The sequence below is a fragment of the Paraburkholderia sacchari genome (genome assembly GCF_000785435.2).
GTDB classification, from domain to species: domain Bacteria; phylum Pseudomonadota; class Gammaproteobacteria; order Burkholderiales; family Burkholderiaceae; genus Paraburkholderia; species Paraburkholderia sacchari.
In genome coordinates this window covers 1-16,515 of record NZ_JTDB02000001.1, presented here as the reverse complement: position 1 = coordinate 16,515, position 16,515 = coordinate 1, and the positions used below count along the sequence as shown (strand labels likewise).

Below are 16,515 nucleotides of genomic sequence, written 5' to 3'. Positions count from 1 at the left end.
GTTCACCTTGTTGCGGGCATGGCCCGCTGCGTTGAAGCCTTGAATAAAAAGAAGCCGATGCTTGCGCTCACAACTGTTTGTTCGCGTGGGCGAGAAATGCCTCAATGACCGCTTCGTTGCGCTTGAAAAACACCCACTGGCCCACGCGCTTCGACGTAACGAGCCCGGCTTTTTGCAAAGCCGCCAGATGCGCCGATACGGTGGACTGTGACAGTGCACAGTACGCGTCGATCTGGCCCGCACAAACGCCGTGTTCGAACGGGAGTTCCTGGCCGGCGAAATGCATCTTCGGCTCGCGCAGGCACGCGAGAATCTCGCGCCGCACGGGGTTGGCCAGCGCTTTGTAGATGGCGTCGAGGTCGAGCTTTGGGGGCGGTTGAGATTTCTTCATTGCGCTTGCATCGTCAGTGTGCGAATCATATATCGCATTTTAACGATATGGGCGATGACACCGATTTCAATAGGGGTATCAGAAGGCGCCGAACAAAAGTCGCGGTGTAAATTGGTGTATGGCGTGCCCGGCGCGCTGGCTGGGCACCGCTTTTCAAGCCCGGCTGACACCTACCACTTGATCTGTGCGTTCATGGTGCCGGTCTGGACGATTTCGAATTTCATCTCGCCGCGGTAGGTCCCTTCGACGCGGTACTCCGCATCCGGCACGGAAAAGAGGCAATGCGGACCCGCTGCGACGAATTCCATCAGCACGCGGCCATGCCGTCTTACCTTGACCGAAACCTCGTTCAAGGGCGAATTGCCCGACGAAACAAACGAGACGCCAAGATTGAACGGATGCTGTGGATCTGGCGATGTCACATGTCCGTCAATGTTCATATTTCCGCAGACGTAGTAGAGCATTTGCTGCGGCGCGGCTGGCGCTGTCGTGCGAGCAGGCGCCGCGGTGGAGGAGGGCGGAGCGGTTGGCGCCGCGGGAGCTGATTGAGTCGGCGCAGCCATTGGCGCAGTGGGCTCCGAATATTGTGCTCCTACGGGTCTTGCGATCTGTGCCCAGGCAGATGTCGCATACGCACCGGCGATGAGCAGCACGCACGTGGGCACAAGCTGACCTGGTTGCTTCAGGGTCCCCATGATTGCCTCCCTCTTTTGATGTGCAATTAGCATAGGAACCGCGAGGGCGAAATGCAACCGTTCACGGTTCGTCAGTAATTTCTTCCGCGCTTGCGGGCATGAGAAAAAAATCCCTTACCTGCAGAAGAATAGTTGCGTTAACTAAATGAAGATGAGCCTGCAGTTGTAACTGGTTGAAACGTGCCGATGTCTTACGCATAAGCGTGACCTAGAGTGTTGTCATGCGTTGCACGAGGTCCGTAGCAATTGAAGTGCGCGCAAGTACCACACGTATGTGAAACACGAATCATCTCTACAGCGCTTCGGTGCTCCTGACCGCCTTTTCAGGCAATGACAAGGACGCCGTAGCCGGCTGTTCCAGATCTGCCGTTCAACGAGCGCATTGAGGCTTCGATAGCCCAAGGTGCTGACGAACTCTTCGGTGCTGCAAACCGGAGAGCAGACCGGCCGTTGCTGGAACCGGACTCAAAACTGATTGAGTCCGCAATAAATATCGGTTTTATCGATCGGATATTCGTACACAGAAAGCGGTACGGCAATTGCGATAGCCGCGTGCCTGGTAGTCAACGACAACGTACAGAAGGGGGCGTAAGAAAATGGACAAGAACAAGCGTTTGTACACGTCGCCTCGCCGGCGCCCACTTTGTGCATGTGCGCCGGCAGCGGTCATGCTTTTGTCAGCTTACGCGGTGCTTGAAAGCAAGAACGGCTTTGCGCAGGAAACTGACGCTGCAAAGCCAGTCGTTTTCATGGTCGCCCTTGCGGACAACACCGCGAGCAGCGATCCGGTTGCGCACGCTGTGATGAACGAGGCCTCGGGGAGCACCGTCTATGCTGTCATGGCGTCGACGGACGTACCACAAAACACCGTGAGCGACGTCACGGGCGTGCCGGTGACGTCGCCCCCCGAGCCTGTTCCTTCGGCGGTGCCCGTCGCAACGGTGGCCCAGGCGCCGCAGGGCGAACCGTTGGCTGCTCCGCCGCCTGCTCCCGCGCCCACGATTACTCCCGCGCCCGCGCCGCAAGCACCGGGAAGCAATCCCACGCAGCCGGCGCCGGAAATGGCGCCTGCCCCTGTCACGCCGCAAATGCAGTTGCCTACCACCGGCAATGGTCCGCAGCCTGGCGAAGATTTGCGTCATCAGGTGTTCGGTCTTGCAACGAGTGGCGGGGCGAACCGCGCGCTCGACGAAGCCAAAAAACATCCCGATATATTTTCGCCGGTCGATCTCGCTGAGATAGAAGAACTCGCCATCCGGCAGGAGGTGCGTGGCGGCCGCTCGAAGGTTCGCGCGATGACTGGCGCGGACCGCTTCGATGCGCTAGATGCCGCTATTCGTCATGCGGAAGAATTCGACAAGCGTCTGCCGAATACGCCCGAGTACGCGCAAGTGCGTGCGTCGCTTGCAGGCGATCGCACCGTTGCGTATGCCTCGCGCGGGCGGATGGAAGATGCCGTTGCCGTGTTCGAGACCATTCCGCAGAACTCCGAGGTGTCGGCTGAAGCGCTCGCGTCAGTGGGCGACGCGTACTCCTATCTACAGCAGCCGGCGAAGTCGGAAGTGGTTTATCGGCGCGCCATCGAAGAAACAAGTGCGAAGCCTACCGATGCGGCAACGCTCGGCTACCAGTATGGTACGCACACACGTCTGATCGATCTGCGTGAAGGTCTGTTCTATTCGCTCACTGATCAGAACAAATACACGCAGGCACACCAGGTGCTCGACGATATTCATGGTGCGCTTCCGCCGACTGACACGATGCGCCCGGGTGATCCCGCGACCGACGATTATCTGCGCTATTACCGTTTGCTCGCGCAGTACCAGATTTACATTGGTCAGACGAACCAGGGCATGGCCGGACTGCAGAGGCTCCAGGAGCAGGTGCCGTTCAGCGCGGAAGTGCGCGACGCGCAGGCGGACGCGGTGCTCGGCATGGGACATACGCGGCGTGCGCGCGACATGTATGTTGCCACGCTGACCGATCACCCGGACAACATCGAGGCGCTGGCTGGCCTCGGCCGCACATCGCTTGCGCTGGAGGACTTTTCGAACGCGCATCGGATCAACTCGACGTTCGATGACACGTTCCCGGAGAACGGCTCCGTGCGCGCTTTCCAGCGCGACTATAAAGCGTATCGCGCGCCGGTGCTGAGGGTCGACGTCAGTGGTGAACACGGCGCATCGGCGCTGGCGGACAGCCAGATCAGCATCGACACGACCTTGTATTCGCCGCCGATCTTCGACAACTGGCGTGTATTTGCTCATACGTTCTACGGTCATGCGGTGACGGACATCGGCAATGTCAACCGGATTCGCAACGGCGTTGGCGGCGACTATCGCAGCGGTTCATTGAATGTGACAGGCGAAGTCACGCGTTCCACGGGCGTCGACGGACGCACCGGCGGCAACGGCGAAATCTCCTATGCATTCAACGATTATTTATCGGTTAGCGCAGGCGTCGACAGTGACAGCAACTCCCTGCCCTTTAAGGCGTACCTAAACCATATTTGGGGGAAGACTGCGCAGGCGAGTATTAATTTCAACGATGGCGACCGGCGTTCGGCATCGTTGTCCTACGCTGCGTCGCGCTATAGCGACTCGAACTTTAATCAGGAGATTGCGTTGAGCGGAACGCAGCGCGTATTTACAGCCGCGAATCAACTGGTGAATGTTTCACTGAATCTCAGCACCGGGAGCAACACCATCCGGAACGCAGCATATTACGCGCCTTCGCGCGATTACACCGCCGAAGTGGTCGCCATGCATCAATGGGCCATCTGGCGCAGCGGCGAGAAGTCCCTCGTGCAGCGCTTTTATCTGATCGGCGGCGCGTATAACGAGCGCGGCTATGGCACGAGTGCGGAGATGGGGGCGCGCATCGAGCACAACTGGACGTTCAGTCACGACGTGACACTCAGGTACGGTCTTGGCGTGCTCAGCCACGAGTACGACGGCAAGCGCGAGTTCTCGGAGCTCGCCTATGCCACGCTCACGGTGCCATTCTGACTTTGAAATCTGGGAGGGGGCGCGCGATGCAATCTCGTCGACGTTTCATTTGTAGCTGTCTGGGCGCGATGGCAGGCTGTTCGCTATTTCCATCGCTCGCGCCCGCCAAGCTGATCGACATTCTCCCGCCGGCCGACCCCGCCGATGGCAAGACCTTTCGCGTGATCTGCTTTCACGACGTGCGCGACAACCTGCGTGCCCAGTTCACCGCGAACAACGTGATCGATCCGTTCGCCGTCGACACGGGCACGTTGACCTCGATTTTTTCGTGGCTCGATACGAACCACTACAGCCCGGTCACCTTCGGTGCGATCGTGGCATCGCGCAACGGTGGCAAGCCGCTGCCGCCGCGCTCGGTGCTGCTGACTTTCGACGACGGTTTCAAGAGCCATCATGACAAGGTGTTGCCGCTGCTCAGGCAGTTCAAATATCCCGCTGTCATGGGGATCGTGACCTCGTGGATCGATACTCCGGAAAGCGCGGGGATTCGGCTTTCGGACACCGTCGTCGTGCCGCGCAACACGTTCATGTCATGGGACGACGTGCGCAATGTGGCAGCGTCGGGGCTTGTCGAATTGGCGTGCCATACGCACGACCTGCATCACGGCGCGCTCGCGAATCCACAAGGCAATGAATTGCCGGCGGCCACTTCGCATCTGTACCTGAGGGACCAGCAGCGCTACGAGACGGACGCCGAATTCGAGGCGCGTGTGCGCGGCGACCTGGGCAATTGCATGCGTCAGGTGAAGCAGCAGACCGGCGTGTCGATTCGAGCAATGGTGTGGCCTTACGGGGCGCAGAACCTCACCGTGCGCAATGTGTCTTCGCGCCTTGGCATGCCTACGCAATTCACGCTCGAGTCCGGTCCGAATACCCCCGACATTCCGCTCGATCGCCTGCGCCGCATTCTTGCGACCTACGACATCGACGTCGGCGACTTCGAGCGTTCGGTGCGCGAGCCTGCGCAAAATCGCGGCCAGATCAATCCGGTGGAGCGAGCCGTCGTGGTGTCGCTCGACGATGTCTACGATCCTTCGCCCGACATGCAGGAAAAGAAACTCGGCATCCTGATCGAGCGGATGTATCGAATGAAGCCCAGTTCGGTGTATCTGCAGGCCTATTCGGACCCATCGCGCTCGGGACTTGCGCGGGCGCTGTACTTTCCGAACCGGCACTTGCCGATGCGCTCCGATTTGTTCTGCCGTGCGGCGTGGCAACTGAACACGCGCGCGAATGTGGAAGTTTATGCGTGGATGCCGGTGCTCGCATTCGCGGTGCCGGATAACCTCAACGGACGCGTCGAGTTCGTCACGGCGGCCCCGGGCAGCACCTTGCCGGCCGGCGCCTCGGGCGTGCGAAGGCTGAGTCCTTTCGATCCGGCTGCGCGCGAGTACGTGCGCGAACTTTATGAGGACCTCGGAAAGTACTCCGCATTCAACGGCGTGCTGTTCGGCGAGGATGCGACGCTCAGCGATTTTGAGGACGATGGGCGGCACGCACGCCAAACCTACGCCAGCTGGAATTTGCCAGCGGGTGTCGAACGGATTCGCGCCAATCCCGAGGCGATGAAGCGCTGGAGCGCCCAGAAAACCCGCTATTTGCTGGACTTCACGAAGGAGCTTCGGCAGATCGTGCTCGACAGCCAGAACAGCGATGAAGTGCTGACCGTGCGCACGATCTTCCCCGACGCCGTGCTCGATCCCAGCAACGAGACGCGTTATGCGCAAAGCTATCCGGCCTTCGTGAGCGCATACGACTTCGTCGGGCTGCTGGCCATGCCGTCACGCCAGGGCATCACTTCCGTGGAAAGCTGGCTCGACAAGCTCGGCCGGGTGGTGCGGGCCGCACCCGATGGGCCGCGCCGGACGGTCTTTCTGCTCGAAGCAACCGATTCACGCACGGGCGAGAGCGTGCCGGGCACGCGCCTTGTTGATCAAATGCATCATCTACGCGAGGTGGGAATGGTCAGCTACGGGTATTACCCCGATAACTTCCAGCGCGACTTGCCGAGTGCGGTTGCGTTACGCGACGTCATATCGACGCGTCAGCGTCTCGATCCTGCGTCGATCAATGCGTTGCTCAAGGGCACTCCGGGCGGAGGAATGCAGCGATGATGCATATCGTGATCAACCGGCTGCAGGACTTTATTTTCTTCTACCCGTTTTTCATGTCGTATCTGTGGATGATCGGGGGAACGGTCCATTACCTCGCGCTGGAGCACGGACGGTCGCGCTCGACCGCCGCGTTGAGAATGTCGGGGATGCCTAAGGTGGCGGTCATTGTGCCGTGCTTCAACGAAGAGATGAATGCGCGCCGCGTGTTTCGTCATCTGGCGACGCTCAATTATCCTAACTATGAAATCATTGCGGTAAACGACGGCAGCCGCGACCGCACCGGCGAGGTCCTGAATCAGCTTGCCACCGAAATCCCGCATCTGACCGTGATCCACCACTCCAAGAACGAGGGTAAGGCGATTGGCTTGACCACGGCTGCGGCGATCACCAACGCGCCCTACCTCATGTGCATAGACGGCGACTCGCTGCTTGGTGAAGACGCGATCGAATGGATGCTCGAGCACTTCATTTCCGATCAGAACGTGGGCGCGGTGACGGGCAATCCGCGCATTCGCACGCGCACGTCGCTGCTCGGGCGCATGCAGGTGGGCGAGTTTTCGTCGATCGTCGGGCTGATCAAGCGCACGCAGCAGGTCTACGGGCGCATCTTCACGGTGTCTGGCGTGATCACGATGTTTCGCAAGAGCGCGCTCGCCGATGTCGGCTACTGGAGCTCCGACATGCTGACCGAAGATATCGACATCAGCTGGAAGTTGCAGTGCAACGACTGGCGCGTTGCCTACGAGCCGCATGCGCTTAGCTGGATTCTCATGCCGGAGACGGTCAAGGGACTCTATAAGCAGCGCTTGCGGTGGGCCAAGGGCGGGATTCAGGTTTTGTTCCGATATGCGGGAAGGCTTCTGTTCGGGCCGCGCGTGATGATGTGGCCGCTCTTCATCGAATACGCGCTCGGCATCGCGTGGGCCTATTCGATGGCGTTCATTTTGCTGCTTGCGCTTCTCAATGCGGTTTACAAGCTGCCGCCGGACTGGCACGTGTCGCTGCTGCCGCACTGGCACGGCATGCTGCTGGTGGCGACCTGCGTGCTTCAGATCATCGTCGGCTGCGTGATCGACCGGCGCTATGACGAGAAACTGCTGCTCTACGTGATGGACACCGTCTGGTATCCGCTTGCGTTCTGGTTGATCAACATGGTCACCACTGTCGTCGCGCTGCCGGTCATCGCCTTCGGGCGCCGCGGTAAGCGTGCAGTCTGGACTAGCCCCGATCGAGGTATTCAACATGAACAACACGCCCGTCATTGATCTCTCCCTTCACGCCCCGCAGCAGATCATCTCGGACCAGGGCATCGCGCGCGGCATCGTGCTGCTGCTGTGGTTCAGGCTGCTGCGGCCGGCTTGCGTCGGCTCGATGTGGGCGGGCATCACGATCTATGCATACCGGTATCTGTTGCCGTTCGAACAGGGCGATCTCTCCTGGCCCGAACTGGTATCGTATTTCGCGGCCATTGGCGCCATCGCTTCAGTCTTGACGATGTGGATGATTCTCGCGCGCGTGGCGCACCCGTTTGCTTCGAAGTCGCGTACGCAGCGTCTGCTGCGCCGCAAGGCCGGGCTGACGGTCGAACCGGGGCCGTTTGCCGGTGCAGCCTCTCGCGAATTGAATGCGGTGGCGCGGGTATTCGTGGCTTCGCACGATGCCAATGGACTCATTGCAGCGCTGCGTGTGCTGTCCGTGACTGGGCCGGCCACGAACGGCGCAATCGGCGCGGGGGAGCGCCAACCCAACAGCGGCGCATACGGTCATGCGAAGCCGCCGGTGTATTCGCCGCCGGTCTCACCTTCGCGCAGGACGCCGCGGCAGTGAGTCGATGGCCCGCGCCATTCGAGAGCATTTCAGGGCACTCCATGGATCGCACTATCGCGCGTGCTGGGCGCGGCTTCTCTCGCTGTCGCCGTTTTGGCTGGCTGACGGCGCTTGGGCTCGCCTTCCTGGTTGCGGCGTACCCGGCGTCTGGCGATAGTGACGGCGCCGGCGCACAGACTGTCAGTGCGCGGCGGGCGCCGGCCGGAGCGGTTGTTGCGGTGCCTGCGCCGGGCGTGGGCGACGAGCGGCGCTTCATGCACGGCATCGGCTGGGCCAGCAACACGGACGACAAGCGCTGGGTCTTCTTCAGCAGTTCGGGGTTTCCGCCGCGCGGTGCGAATCGTGATGGCAGCTGGCCTCACGATGTTTACGTCGGCGAATGGTCGCCGGGGCATGCGCACCTTTCCAACATTCATATTTTTATCAGCCGGCCGGAAGCTCAGGAGCCCGTATCGATTGCGCAAAACACGCAGGGCGACATCTTTGTCAGCTTCGAGGACGGCTGGAATACGCCAAACGAAGTCAGTCAGCGCTATGGCGTTTATCGTTCGAACCTTGCGCCCATCAAGCCCTATCCGAACGATGTCGAGTCGGGCGGCCATTCCGGTCACGTCGCCGCCGTGGGCGAGCGCTTTGTCGTGTTCTATTCGGAAGACTGGATAAACGGCGGCGGCGTCGACAATCTGGGCACCGGCAACGGCGTCTATGTGAAGGTCTATAACGGCTCGGGCAAGCTGCTTCGGCACGAGAACGTGGCGGCGCATGTGCGCGAGTGGTGGCCCATGATCGCGGGTTCGCCAACGCGGGCACTGCTCGTATGGCAGAAATACCTTCCTGGCAAGCTCGTCGCAAATCTGGAGTTTGCTGTGTACGACCCGGTGAACGGCAAACTCGTGCGGCCCGATGAGGGCGTCGACGTTTTTCGCGTGCAGTACTACACCTATGCCGCAGCGTGGGTGCCGGATGTGAATCGCTTCATTGTTGAAGCGACGCTGGAGAACGGACGCTCATCGATGTTGCTGATCGACGAAGCGGGACACGTCACGGCGAAACTCGAATGCCTGCCCGCCTCGGTGCGCGAATCGAGCATTACGGTGAACGGCGACGTTGCTTATGTGCCCACCAGCGATGGCCGCTTGATGGCGCTTGCGTTGACCGGCGAATCGATCGACTTGCGCGGCGTTATGCGTGCGCCGTTTGCTTGGGGCAACACGGGAGCGATCGGTATTCCGTACGGTCCCGGAACGATTCATTTTGTTTCGCTTTCGCCGGTTGGCTTGCGTGAAGCGGACTTTAACGTGCGCAACGAAGTGGCGCCTTCCGCATCGGATCGCTGCCGCCCCGAAGGAGCGCACACGCAATCAAATGTGTCGAATGACTAAAGGAGGCGATCATGTGCGGAATCGTTGCGGGCGTGTCCCAGCGCAACATCGTTCCTTCATTGCTGGAAGGCTTGAAGCGGCTCGAATACCGAGGGTATGACTCATGTGGCGTGGCGGTGCTCCAGCGCGGCCAGGCGCGCCGGGTGCGCACGCTTTCGCGCGTATGCACGCTGGAGGCCGATGCGCGCGCGATCGATCTCGATGGCGCGACGGGCATCGCGCACACACGCTGGGCGACGCACGGCATGCCGGTGATCGACAATGCACATCCCATCTTTTCCGGCGAGCAGATTGCGGTCGTGCACAACGGCATCGTCGAGAATCATGAGCAGTTGCGCCAGGCGCTGCGAGAAAAGGGCTATGAGTTCACGAGTCAAACCGATACCGAAGTGATCGCGCACCTCGTTCACGAACACTATCGCGGTGACATTCTTGCTGCGGTACGCGATGCCACACGGTTGCTGCAAGGCGCGTATGCGATCGCCGTGATGTGCCGTGACGAGCCCGGTCGGGTGATCGGCGCGCGGCAGGGGTCGCCGCTCGTGGTCGGCATCGGGGCGGACGGGGTATTTCTCGCCTCGGACACATTCGCGCTTGCGGGCTGCGCCGAACGATTCATTTATCTCGAGGAAGGCGATCTTGTCGATATCGAAGGCACGGACGTCAAGATTATCGACAAGGCAGGGCAAGCGGTTGCGCGCCGCGAGATTGCTTTTGTACGCCACGCGTCGGATGCGGAACTGGGCGCTTATCGTCACTTCATGCAGAAGGAAATCTTCGAGCAACCGGTGGCGGTCGCACGTACGATCGCGACGGTCAACGATCGCGAATCGCATCAGGCGTGCATGCCGGATCCGGAGGATCTGGCCGACGTGACGAACGTGCTGCTGCTCGGCTGTGGCACTAGCCATTACGCGGCGCTGACTGCTTGCGGCTGGTTCGAGCGTTTTGCCAATGTCGCTGCGCGAGCGGAGATATCCAGCGAATATCGCTATCGTGACTATGTTTCGCCGGGCAATACGCTCGTGGTCGCGGTTTCGCAATCGGGGGAGACAGCCGATACGCTCGCGGCGCTGCACTATGCGCAGTCGAAGGGCGAGCAGAGAACGCTGGCGATCTGCAATGTCGCGGCAAGCGCGATGGTCAGGCAGTGCCGTTGGGCGTTCATCACGGAGGCCGGTCCCGAGGTGGGCGTGGCTTCGACCAAGGCTTTCACGACTCAACTCGTTGCGCTGTTCCTGCTTGCAGTCCAGATGGGAAAACAGCGCGGACATGTAAGCGAGAGCGAAGCCGCGAACTACCTGCGCCAGCTCGCTGCGCTGCCGGACGCGATGCGCAATGTGCTGGCGCGCGAGCCGGAAATCATGGCTTGGGCCGAAGCGCTTTATCAATCCGATCACGCGCTGTTCCTCGGGCGCGGTACGCATTATCCAATTGCATTGGAGGGCGCACTCAAGCTCAAGGAGATTTCCTATATACACGCGGAAGGCTATCCCGCCGGCGAGCTCAAGCATGGACCGCTCGCACTCGTGACGGACGCGATGCCCGTGGTCGTGACCGCGCCCAACGACACGCTGCTGCACAAACTTAAATCGAATATGGAGGAGGTGCGGGCGCGAGGCGGACGCCTTTTCGTGCTGGCCGATTCGGATACGGGTTTAACGGCGGAGTCGGGCCTGCGCCTGATTCACATGCCGGCCTGGTTCGGTGCGCTTTCGCCGGTGCTTCATGTGGTGGCGCTGCAATTGCTCGCGTATCACGTGGCGTGCTTGCGTGGAACCGATATTGACAAGCCGCGCAATCTTGCCAAGTCGGTGACGGTGGAGTAACGCTTCGCTCTGGGGGCCGGACGGGGCCCAAATGGGCCCCAAAAATTTTTCGAAAAGACGCTTGACGGCCTCGGGAATGACCCGCATAATTCGCCTCCTTCGCTGATCGCTGCGAACGAAAACGAAGCGATTAAGACGAATTGCTCTTTAAAAATTTACAGCCGATAAGTGTGGGCGCTTGATGGGTTTCGTGACCTGGTGATTCTTTCGGGAATGGCCGGGAGTAGCGAAAGTATCAAGAGTCTCACACAAAAGTAAGTCAGGTTTTTGAATTTGATTCAGAACCTGTCAGCTTTGAGTGAGCGACCGGTTCGAAAGAACCGAAAACAGTAACAGGTATTGAACTGAAGAGTTTGATCCTGGCTCAGATTGAACGCTGGCGGCATGCCTTACACATGCAAGTCGAACGGCAGCACGGGTGCTTGCACCTGGTGGCGAGTGGCGAACGGGTGAGTAATACATCGGAACATGTCCAGTAGTGGGGGATAGCCCGGCGAAAGCCGGATTAATACCGCATCCGAAAACAGTAACAGGTATTGAACTGAAGAGTTTGATCCTGGCTCAGATTGAACGCTGGCGGCATGCCTTACACATGCAAGTCGAACGGCAGCACGGGTGCTTGCACCTGGTGGCGAGTGGCGAACGGGTGAGTAATACATCGGAACATGTCCAGTAGTGGGGGATAGCCCGGCGAAAGCCGGATTAATACCGCATACGATCTTAGGATGAAAGCGGGGGACCTTCGGGCCTCGCGCTATTGGGGTGGCCGATGGCGGATTAGGTAGTTGGTGGGGTAAAGGCCTACCAAGCCGACGATCCGTAGCTGGTCTGAGAGGACGACCAGCCACACTGGGACTGAGACACGGCCCAGACTCCTACGGGAGGCAGCAGTGGGGAATTTTGGACAATGGGGGAAACCCTGATCCAGCAATGCCGCGTGTGTGAAGAAGGCCTTCGGGTTGTAAAGCACTTTTGTCCGGAAAGAAATCCTTTGGGCTAATACCCCGGGGGGATGACGGTACCGGAAGAATAAGCACCGGCTAACTACGTGCCAGCAGCCGCGGTAATACGTAGGGTGCAAGCGTTAATCGGAATTACTGGGCGTAAAGCGTGCGCAGGCGGTGATGCAAGACCGATGTGAAATCCCCGGGCTTAACCTGGGAACTGCATTGGTGACTGCATCGCTGGAGTATGGCAGAGGGGGGTAGAATTCCACGTGTAGCAGTGAAATGCGTAGAGATGTGGAGGAATACCGATGGCGAAGGCAGCCCCCTGGGCCAATACTGACGCTCATGCACGAAAGCGTGGGGAGCAAACAGGATTAGATACCCTGGTAGTCCACGCCCTAAACGATGTCAACTGGTTGTCGGGCCTTCATTGGCTTGGTAACGTAGCTAACGCGTGAAGTTGACCGCCTGGGGAGTACGGTCGCAAGATTAAAACTCAAAGGAATTGACGGGGACCCGCACAAGCGGTGGATGATGTGGATTAATTCGATGCAACGCGAAAAACCTTACCTACCCTTGACATGTACGGAATCCTGCTGAGAGGCGGGAGTGCCCGAAAGGGAGCCGTAACACAGGTGCTGCATGGCTGTCGTCAGCTCGTGTCGTGAGATGTTGGGTTAAGTCCCGCAACGAGCGCAACCCTTGTCCCCAGTTGCTACGCAAGAGCACTCCGGGGAGACTGCCGGTGACAAACCGGAGGAAGGTGGGGATGACGTCAAGTCCTCATGGCCCTTATGGGTAGGGCTTCACACGTCATACAATGGTCGGAACAGAGGGTTGCGAAGCCGCGAGGTGGAGCCAATCCCAGAAAACCGATCGTAGTCCGGATCGCAGTCTGCAACTCGACTGCGTGAAGCTGGAATCGCTAGTAATCGCGGATCAGCATGCCGCGGTGAATACGTTCCCGGGTCTTGTACACACCGCCCGTCACACCATGGGAGTGGGTTTTGCCAGAAGTGGCTAGTCTAACCGCAAGGAGGACGGTCACCACGGCAGGATTCATGACTGGGGTGAAGTCGTAACAAGGTAGCCGTATCGGAAGGTGCGGCTGGATCACCTCCTTTCCAGAGCTTTGAGCGAACATCGTTTCAAAGTGCTCACACTTTTCGGCTGTTTCGAATAGCAATACGAAAATCGTATTGTCTGTCGTTCTTTAACAATCAGGAAGAAGTAGTAAAGAGATTCATCTGAAACACACTTAGAGATGGGTGTGGAGTAGGTGAATCAGGGTTGTGATTGTATCGATGTATTTTTTAAGTTCCTCGAAAGAGGGCTTTGGAATACGGCACAACGCGAAAACTCAACCTGTAGCGAGTGAGTCCGGGAGTGAGCAATCACCGCGAGACACACCCGTTATAGGGTCAAGCGAACAAGTGCATGTGGTGGATGCCTTGGCGATCACAGGCGATGAAGGACGCGGTAGCCTGCGAAAAGCTCCGGGGAGCTGGCAAACAAGCTTTGATCCGGAGATGTCCGAATGGGGAAACCCACTCCGAATGGAGTATCCGTGACTGAATACATAGGTCACGTGAAGCGAACGCGGCGAACTGAAACATCTAAGTAGCCGCAGGAAAAGAAATCAACCGAGATTCCCAGAGTAGTGGCGAGCGAAATGGGATCAGCCTGCATTCTTTATCTTCGTTGTTAGCTGAACGCTCTGGAAAGTGCGGCCATAGTGGGTGATAGCCCCGTAGGCGAAAACAGCGAGGAAGAACTAGGTATGCGACAAGTAGGGCGGGACACGTGAAATCCTGTCTGAAGATGGGGGGACCATCCTCCAAGGCTAAATACTCGTGATCGACCGATAGTGAACCAGTACCGTGAGGGAAAGGCGAAAAGAACCCCGGGAGGGGAGTGAAACAGATCCTGAAACCGCATGCATACAAACAGTCGGAGCCTCGCAAGGGGTGACGGCGTACCTTTTGTATAATGGGTCAGCGACTTACATTCAGTGGCAAGCTTAACCGAATAGGGCAGGCGTAGCGAAAGCGAGTCCGAACAGGGCGTCCAGTCGCTGGGTGTAGACCCGAAACCAGGTGATCTATCCATGGCCAGGTTGAAGGCACGGTAACACGTGCTGGAGGACCGAACCCACTAACGTTGAAAAGTTAGGGGATGAGCTGTGGATAGGGGTGAAAGGCTAAACAAACCTGGAAATAGCTGGTTCTCTCCGAAAACTATTTAGGTAGTGCCTCGTGTATCACCTTCGGGGGTAGAGCACTGTCATGGTTGATGGGTCCATTGCGGATTACGTCGCCATAGCAAACTCCGAATACCGAAGAGTGCAATCACGGGAGACAGACATCGGGTGCTAACGTCCGGTGTCAAGAGGGAAACAACCCAGACCGCCAGCTAAGGTCCCCAAATATGGCTAAGTGGGAAACGAAGTGGGAAGGCTAAAACAGTCAGGAGGTTGGCTTAGAAGCAGCCACCCTTTAAAGAAAGCGTAATAGCTCACTGATCGAGTCGTCCTGCGCGGAAGATGTAACGGGGCTAAGCCATATACCGAAGCTGCGGATGCACATTTATGTGCATGGTAGGAGAGCGTTCTGTAAGCCTGCGAAGGTGCACCGGAAGGTGTGCTGGAGGTATCAGAAGTGCGAATGCTGACATGAGTAGCGATAAAGGGGGTGAAAGGCCCCCTCGCCGTAAGCCCAAGGTTTCCTACGCAACGTTCATCGGCGTAGGGTGAGTCGGCCCCTAAGGCGAGGCAGAAATGCGTAGCTGATGGGAAGCAGGTCAATATTCCTGCACCATTGTTGAATGCGATGGGGGGACGGATCGCGGAAGGTTGTCCGGGTGTTGGAAGTCCCGGTCCTTGCATTGGAGAAGGCGCTTTGGCAAATCCGGGCGCGGGATTCAAGGGTGCGAGGCCATGCTCTTCGGAGCAGAAGCAACTGGAAGTGGTTCCAAGAAAAGCCTCTAAGCTTCAGTTCAACAGTGACCGTACCGCAAACCGACACAGGTGGGCGAGATGAGTATTCTAAGGCGCTTGAGAGAACTCGGGAGAAGGAACTCGGCAAATTGGTACCGTAACTTCGGGATAAGGTACGCCCTTGTAGCTTGACTGGCCTGCGCCAGGAGGGTGAAGGGGTTGCAATAAACTGGTGGCTGCGACTGTTTAATAAAAACACAGCACTCTGCAAACACGAAAGTGGACGTATAGGGTGTGACGCCTGCCCGGTGCCGGAAGATTAAATGATGGGGTGCAAGCTCTTGATTGAAGTCCCGGTAAACGGCGGCCGTAACTATAACGGTCCTAAGGTAGCGAAATTCCTTGTCGGGTAAGTTCCGACCTGCACGAATGGCGTAACGATGGCCACACTGTCTCCTCCCGAGACTCAGCGAAGTTGAAGTGTTTGTGATGATGCAATCTCCCCGCGGCTAGACGGAAAGACCCCATGAACCTTTACTGTAGCTTTGCATTGGACTTTGAACCGGTTTGTGTAGGATAGGTGGGAGGCTGTGAAGCGGGAACGCTAGTTTCCGTGGAGCCGTCCTTGAAATACCACCCTGATCTGTTTGAGGTTCTAACCTTGGCCCGTGATCCGGGTCGGGGACAGTGCATGGTAGGCAGTTTGACTGGGGCGGTCTCCTCCCAAAGTGTAACGGAGGAGTACGAAGGTACGCTAGGTACGGTCGGAAATCGTGCTGATAGTGCAATGGCATAAGCGTGCTTGACTGCGAGACTGACAAGTCGAGCAGGTGCGAAAGCAGGTCATAGTGATCCGGTGGTTCTGTATGGAAGGGCCATCGCTCAACGGATAAAAGGTACTCTGGGGATAACAGGCTGATACCGCCCAAGAGTTCATATCGACGGCGGTGTTTGGCACCTCGATGTCGGCTCATCTCATCCTGGGGCTGTAGCCGGTCCCAAGGGTATGGCTGTTCGCCATTTAAAGAGGTACGTGAGCTGGGTTTAAAACGTCGTGAGACAGTTTGGTCCCTATCTGCCGTGGGCGCTGGAAGTTTGAGGGGGCCTGCTCCTAGTACGAGAGGACCGGAGTGGACGAACCTCTGGTGTACCGGTTGTCACGCCAGTGGCATTGCCGGGTAGCTATGTTCGGAAGAGATAACCGCTGAAAGCATCTAAGCGGGAAACTCGCCTCAAGATGAGACTTCCCCGGGGACTTGATCCCCTTGAAGGGTCGTTCGAGACCAGGACGTTGATAGGTCAGGTGTGGAAGCGCAGTAATGCGTTAAGCTAACTGATACTAATTGCCCGTAAGGCTTGATCCTATAACAGGTGTGCCTCCGCCCGA

8 protein-coding genes and 2 rRNA genes are annotated in these 16,515 nt (G+C 58.4%); 8 read left to right on the top strand and 2 right to left on the bottom strand.

Going from position 1 to position 16,515, the window contains the following annotated elements:
• Positions 1-67: 67 nt before the first annotated feature.
• The gene (locus NH14_RS00050; RefSeq protein WP_035530244.1) at positions 68-391 is read right to left on the bottom strand and encodes an ArsR/SmtB family transcription factor; all 324 of its coding nucleotides are present in this window, start codon (positions 389-391) and stop codon (positions 68-70) included.
• Positions 392-561: 170 nt separating this feature from the next.
• On the bottom strand, positions 562-1,086 hold the full coding sequence (locus NH14_RS33280) for a hypothetical protein (protein ID WP_237179488.1): 525 nt from the start codon (positions 1,084-1,086) through the stop codon (positions 562-564).
• A 668-nt stretch (positions 1,087-1,754) separates the two neighbouring features.
• On the opposite strand from NH14_RS33280, the gene NH14_RS00040 reads away from it, so the two are divergent.
• The 8 genes from NH14_RS00040 (at position 1,755) to NH14_RS00005 (ending at position 16,492) form a co-directional block, all read left to right on the top strand.
• Positions 1,755-4,094 carry a PgaA family protein gene (locus tag NH14_RS00040; protein WP_052148276.1) on the top strand — a complete coding sequence of 780 codons (2,340 nt, stop codon included), beginning with the start codon at positions 1,755-1,757 and terminating at the stop codon, positions 4,092-4,094.
• Between the two features lie 26 nt (positions 4,095-4,120).
• The gene (gene pgaB / locus NH14_RS00035; protein WP_035530248.1) at positions 4,121-6,208 is read left to right on the top strand and encodes a poly-beta-1,6-N-acetyl-D-glucosamine N-deacetylase PgaB; all 2,088 of its coding nucleotides are present in this window, start codon (positions 4,121-4,123) and stop codon (positions 6,206-6,208) included.
• Complete coding sequence (pgaC, locus tag NH14_RS00030; protein ID WP_035530249.1) at positions 6,205-7,473, top strand: poly-beta-1,6-N-acetyl-D-glucosamine synthase; 1,269 nt, start codon at positions 6,205-6,207, stop codon at positions 7,471-7,473. The genes pgaB and pgaC overlap by 4 nt, the downstream gene beginning before the upstream one ends.
• Positions 7,451-8,035: a hypothetical protein gene (locus tag NH14_RS00025; protein WP_052148277.1), complete on the top strand. Its 585-nt coding sequence runs from the start codon at positions 7,451-7,453 to the stop codon at positions 8,033-8,035. The genes pgaC and NH14_RS00025 overlap by 23 nt, the downstream gene beginning before the upstream one ends.
• 41 nt (positions 8,036-8,076) lie before the next feature.
• The gene (locus NH14_RS00020) at positions 8,077-9,417 is read left to right on the top strand and encodes a hypothetical protein (protein WP_152617213.1); all 1,341 of its coding nucleotides are present in this window, start codon (positions 8,077-8,079) and stop codon (positions 9,415-9,417) included.
• A gap of 11 nt (positions 9,418-9,428) precedes the next feature.
• On the top strand, positions 9,429-11,246 hold the full coding sequence (glmS, locus tag NH14_RS00015) for a glutamine--fructose-6-phosphate transaminase (isomerizing) (RefSeq protein ID WP_035530250.1): 1,818 nt from the start codon (positions 9,429-9,431) through the stop codon (positions 11,244-11,246).
• Positions 11,247-11,784: 538 nt separating this feature from the next.
• Positions 11,785-13,317 (top strand): 16S ribosomal RNA (locus NH14_RS00010).
• A gap of 295 nt (positions 13,318-13,612) precedes the next feature.
• Positions 13,613-16,492: ribosomal RNA gene (locus tag NH14_RS00005) — 23S ribosomal RNA — on the top strand.
• The 16S and 23S rRNA genes sit together here, the layout of an rRNA operon.
• Positions 16,493-16,515 lie beyond the last annotated feature (23 nt).

Excerpts from the sequence above, each read along its gene's own strand:
- pgaB (WP_035530248.1), top strand. The coding sequence starts at position 4,121 with ATGCAATCTCGTCGACGTTTCATTTGTAGCTGTCTGGGCGCGATGGCA.
- NH14_RS00020 (WP_152617213.1), top strand. The coding sequence starts at position 8,077 with ATGGATCGCACTATCGCGCGTGCTGGGCGCGGCTTCTCTCGCTGTCGC.
- NH14_RS33280 (WP_237179488.1), bottom strand. The coding sequence starts at position 1,086 with ATGGGGACCCTGAAGCAACCAGGTCAGCTTGTGCCCACGTGCGTGCTG.
- pgaC (WP_035530249.1), top strand. The coding sequence starts at position 6,205 with ATGATGCATATCGTGATCAACCGGCTGCAGGACTTTATTTTCTTCTAC.
- glmS (WP_035530250.1), top strand. The coding sequence starts at position 9,429 with ATGTGCGGAATCGTTGCGGGCGTGTCCCAGCGCAACATCGTTCCTTCA.
- NH14_RS00040 (WP_052148276.1), top strand. The coding sequence starts at position 1,755 with ATGCTTTTGTCAGCTTACGCGGTGCTTGAAAGCAAGAACGGCTTTGCG.
- NH14_RS00050 (WP_035530244.1), bottom strand. The coding sequence starts at position 391 with ATGAAGAAATCTCAACCGCCCCCAAAGCTCGACCTCGACGCCATCTAC.
- NH14_RS00025 (WP_052148277.1), top strand. The coding sequence starts at position 7,451 with ATGAACAACACGCCCGTCATTGATCTCTCCCTTCACGCCCCGCAGCAG.